This window comes from Plasticicumulans sp., assembly GCF_035331805.1.
GTDB lineage: Bacteria > Pseudomonadota > Gammaproteobacteria > Competibacterales > Competibacteraceae > Plasticicumulans.
Map to the genome: position 1 here is coordinate 1 of NZ_DAOLKE010000031.1, position 4,270 is coordinate 4,270.

Sequence of the window (4,270 nt, forward strand, 5' to 3'; positions counted from 1 at the left end):
GCCGCCCTCACAGCTCGATCTGCGTGCCCAGCTCCACGACGCGGTTGATCGGGATGTTGAAGAAGTCCATCGCCCGCGCCGAGCTTCGCGACATCGCGATGAACAGCCGCTCGCGCCAGCGCGCCATGCCGGGGCGCGAGGTCGAGATCAGGGTTTCGCGGCCGAGGAAGAAGGTCGTCTCCATCAGCTCGAACTCCAGACCGTGCGGCCCGCACAGCGCCAGCGCCGCCTGCACGTCCGGGTCCTCGGTGAAGCCGAAGCGCATGTGCACGCGGTAGAAGCCGGAGCCGATGGTCTCGACCTCGACGCGCTTGTCCTCGCGCACGAACGGCACTTCCTCGGTGCGCACGGTCAGCAGCACGACGCGCTCGTGCATGACCTTGTTGTGCTTGAGGTTGTGCAGCAGCGTGTGCGGCACGCCGTCCGGGTTCGAGGTCAGGAAGATCGCCGTGCCGGAAACGCGCTGGATCATGCCGTCGGCGGCATCGTCGACGAACAGCTTGATCGGGATCGCCTCCTCGCGCAGGCGCCGGGCGAGCAGCTTGCGGCCGCGCTTCCAGGTGGTCATGAACGTGAACAGCAGCGCGCTGACCACCAGCGGGAACCAGCCGCCCTGCGGAATCTTCAGCGCGTTGGCGCCGAGGAAGGCCAGATCCGCGGCGAGAAACGGCAGGATGCACACCGCCACCAGCGCCGGATGCCAGCCCCAGACCCGGCGCGTGACCACGGCGAGCAGCAGGGTCGTGATCACCATCGTCAGCGTCACGGCGATGCCGTAGGCCGCTGCCAGCCGGCTCGATGACTCGAAGCCGAGCACGAGCAGCAGCACCGCCACCAGCAGCGTCCAGTTCACGGCCGGGATGTAGATCTGGCCGATCTCGGCAGCCGAGGTGTGCTCGATGCTCATGCGCGGCGCGTAGCCGAGCTGCATCGCCTGGCGCGTCAGCGAGAACACGCCGGAAATCACCGCCTGCGAGGCGATCACGGTCGCCGCGGTCGCGAGCCCGACCATCGGGTACAGCAGCGGCGCCGGCACCAGCAGGTAGAACGGATTCTCGGCCGCTGCGGGGTTGGCGAGCAGCAGCGCGCCCTGACCGAAGTAGTTGAGCAGGATCGCCGGCAGCACCAGCGCGAACCAGGCGCGGCGGATCGGCCGGCGCCCGAAGTGGCCCATGTCGGCGTACAGCGCCTCGCCGCCGGTCATGACCAGGAACACGGCACCGAGCGTGACGAAGGCATGCCACTGGTTGTCGCGAAAGAAGAAGTACGCGTGGCGCGGATGCACGGCGGCGAGGATGTCGGGGCGCTTGAGCATCTCGGCGACGCCGAACACCGCCAGCGCCCCGAACCAGACCAGCATCACCGGCCCGAAGAACTTGCCGACCCGGTCGGTGCCGTGCGACTGCACGAGGAACAGGCCGATCAGCACCAGCAGCGTCAGCGGCACGACCCAGGGCTCGAACACCGTGGTCGCGACGTTGAGGCCCTCGATCGCCGACAGCACCGAGATCGCCGGCGTGATCATCGCGTCGCCGTAGAACAGCGTCGCGCCGAACACGCCGAGGATCAGCACGGACCAGTGCCGGCGGCGGGTCGCGAAGCGCCGGCTGCAGGCGAGCGCCATCAGCGCCAGGATGCCGCCCTCGCCGCGGAAGTCGGCGCGCAGCACGAAGGCGACGTACTTGACCGAGACCAGCAGCAGCAGCGACCAGATGATCAGCGAGATCACGCCGAGCACGTTGGCCTCGGTCGCGATGATGCCGTGCGGGCCGCTGAAGCATTCGCGCAGCGCGTACAGCGGACTGGTGCCGATGTCGCCGTAGACGACGCCGAGGGCGGCCAGCGTCAGCGTCGTCAGGTTCTTCTTCGGGGTGTGCGGGGCGTCAGCGACGGCCAGTGCGGCATCGTTCGGCATGCGGGCGGTTTCCGGAAGCTCGGGGTCGGAGGGCTTGCACAGCCAGAGCGGTCCGCACCGGGCGCGGTGCAGGCCGGACCGTCAGGAATGCTGCGACTGCAATATAGGTCAGCCCCCGGCGGGGCCGGTGAGGCCGAATTCGATCGGCATGCGGGCGTAGAAGAGCGCGAGGCCCTCGGCATCGATGCGTTCGAGCAGCCGTGCCTCGTCGGCCGGACGCAGGATGAAGATCACGTCGATCGGCACATCACCGGCCAGCTCGAAGAAATGCGCCTCGTGCAGGCGGCGGTGGCGGCCGTAGCCGGCGAGCGCCCGGTAGGCGGTGCCGCCGGGCAGGTCGAGCTCGCGCGCCAGCTCCAGCAGCCATTCCCACAGCAGCCGGCCGTGGTGGCGTCGGCCTTCGGACAGGTGGAAGCGCAGCGCGATGCCGGATTCGCTCGGGTTCATGGCTTCATCGTCTCCCCGTCTTTGCGGTCTTGCTCAGCCCAGGGTCCGCAGCCAGCCGACCAGCGCCAGCCCGACGGCGGTCGCGGCCAGCGAGCCGCCGACGTGCATCAGGATCGCCGCGCCGCCCCAGACCAGTTCGCCGCGTGCGAGCAGCGTGACGATCTCGGCCGAGAAGGTCGAGAAGGTCGTCAGGCCGCCGAGGAAGCCGGTCGCGAGCGCCAGCCGCCATTCCGGGGCCAGCGCCGGCAGCGCCTGGAACACGCCGAGCGCGATGCCCATCAGCAGGCCGCCGATCAGGTTCGCCGCCAGCGTGCCGAGCGGCACCGGCGGGAACAGCGGGTTCAGCCACAGCCCGAGCAGCCAGCGCAGCCAGGCACCGACGGCGGCGCCGAGGCCGACGGCGAGCAGCCCGGGACCGCTCACCACGGCCGCCGGCCTGCGCATCCGGCGGCGGCCGGCATCATCAGAACAGCCCTTCGAAGGGCTGCACCGTCACCGTGTCGCCGGCCTCGACGCCGCTGCTGTCGGCGGCGAGCACGATGAAGCAGTCGGCGCGGCTGACCGAACTGAGGATGCCCGAGCCCTGGTCGCCGGTCGGGCGCACGGCCATCGAGCCGTCGTCGCGCTGCTCCAGCACGCCGCGCTGGAACTCGGTGCGCCCGGGGCGCTTCTTCAGGCGCGCGAGCGTCGGCACCTGCAGCGTCACCGGCTGCACGGCGTTCATGCCCATCATCCGCCGCAGTGCCGGCTGCACGAACTGGTAGAAGGTCACGACCACCGACACCGGGTTGCCGGGCAGGCCGAAGAACACGGCCTCGCCGAGGCGCCCGAAGGCCAGCGGCCGGCCGGGCTTCATCGCCAGCTTCCAGAAGTCGATGCGCCCGAGGCTCAGCAGCGTGTCCTTGACGAAGTCGGCCTCGCCGACCGACACGCCGCCGGAGGTGATCACGGCATCGGCGCAGGCCGCGGCCTCGCGGAAGGCCGCCTGCAGCGCCTCGCGGTCATCGCGTACGACACCCATGTCGATCAGCTCGACGCCGAGGCGGCTCAGCATGCCGTACAGCGAATAGCGGTTGCTGTCGTAGACGCAGCCGGCGGCCAGCGGCTCGCCGATCGAGCGCAGCTCGTCGCCGGTCGAGAAGAAGGCGACGCGCAGGCGCCGGCGCACGCGCACCTCGGCGACGCCGAGCGAGGCGAGCACGCCGAGATCGGCCGGCTGCACGCGCCGGCCGGCGGCGAGCACGGTCTCGCCGGTCTTCAAGTCCTCGCCGGCGAGGCGGATGTTCTGGCCGGCGCGGTGACCGCGGCCGATGCGCACGCGATCCTGGCCGCCCTCCTGATCGCCACCCTGCTCGCGCTCGGTCTGCTCCTGCATCACGACGCAGTCGGCACCCTCGGGCAGCACGGCGCCGGTCATGATGCGCACGGCCTGGCCGCTGGCGAGCCTGCCGTCCCAGGCTGCACCGGCGAACGCGGTGCCGACCACCGCGAGCGTCACGGTGCCTGCATCCGGCAGGTCGGCGGCGCGCACGGCGTAGCCGTCCATCGCCGAGTTCACGTGCGCGGGCACGTCGATCGGCGAAACCACATCGGCGGCGAGCACGCGCCCGAGCGCGGCGCGCAGCGCCACCTGTTCGCTGGCAGTGACCGGCTGCACGGCGGTCTGGATGCGCGCGAGCGCCACCGGCACCGGCAGCGAGTGCGGGTCGTGATCGTCGCAGCACGAAGCCTGCGCGCGGATGGCATCGCTGCCGGGACTACAGGACAGACTCATCGGGCCAGCTCTCCGGATCGGGCCGCGCCGCCGGTGCGGCCGGCGCGGCGGGCAAGAAATTCCTCGCGATACGCGCACAGCCAGCCGGCGATCGCCGTGGCATCGGCGAGATCGAGCCGTGGCAGGCGGGAGGC

4 protein-coding genes are annotated in these 4,270 nt (G+C 71.0%); all 4 read right to left on the bottom strand.

Annotated elements, in window-relative coordinates:
* Window positions 1-7 precede the first annotated feature (7 nt).
* The 4 genes from PKE44_RS04150 to glp all read right to left on the bottom strand — a co-directional run bounded on the left by PKE44_RS04150 (window position 8) and on the right by glp (window position 4,136).
* Complete coding sequence (locus PKE44_RS04150; protein ID WP_324548425.1) at window positions 8-1,915, bottom strand: potassium transporter Kup; 1,908 nt, start codon at window positions 1,913-1,915, stop codon at window positions 8-10.
* A gap of 108 nt (window positions 1,916-2,023) precedes the next feature.
* On the bottom strand, window positions 2,024-2,362 hold the full coding sequence (locus PKE44_RS04155) for a DUF190 domain-containing protein (protein ID WP_324548426.1): 339 nt from the start codon (window positions 2,360-2,362) through the stop codon (window positions 2,024-2,026).
* A gap of 33 nt (window positions 2,363-2,395) precedes the next feature.
* Window positions 2,396-2,785 (bottom strand): fluoride efflux transporter CrcB, encoded by a 390-nt coding sequence (gene crcB, locus PKE44_RS04160; RefSeq protein WP_324548427.1) that lies wholly within the window; start codon window positions 2,783-2,785, stop codon window positions 2,396-2,398.
* 40 nt (window positions 2,786-2,825) lie between these two features.
* Window positions 2,826-4,136 (bottom strand): gephyrin-like molybdotransferase Glp, encoded by a 1,311-nt coding sequence (gene glp, locus PKE44_RS04165; RefSeq protein WP_324548428.1) that lies wholly within the window; start codon window positions 4,134-4,136, stop codon window positions 2,826-2,828.
* Between the last annotated feature and the right edge of the window lie 134 nt (window positions 4,137-4,270).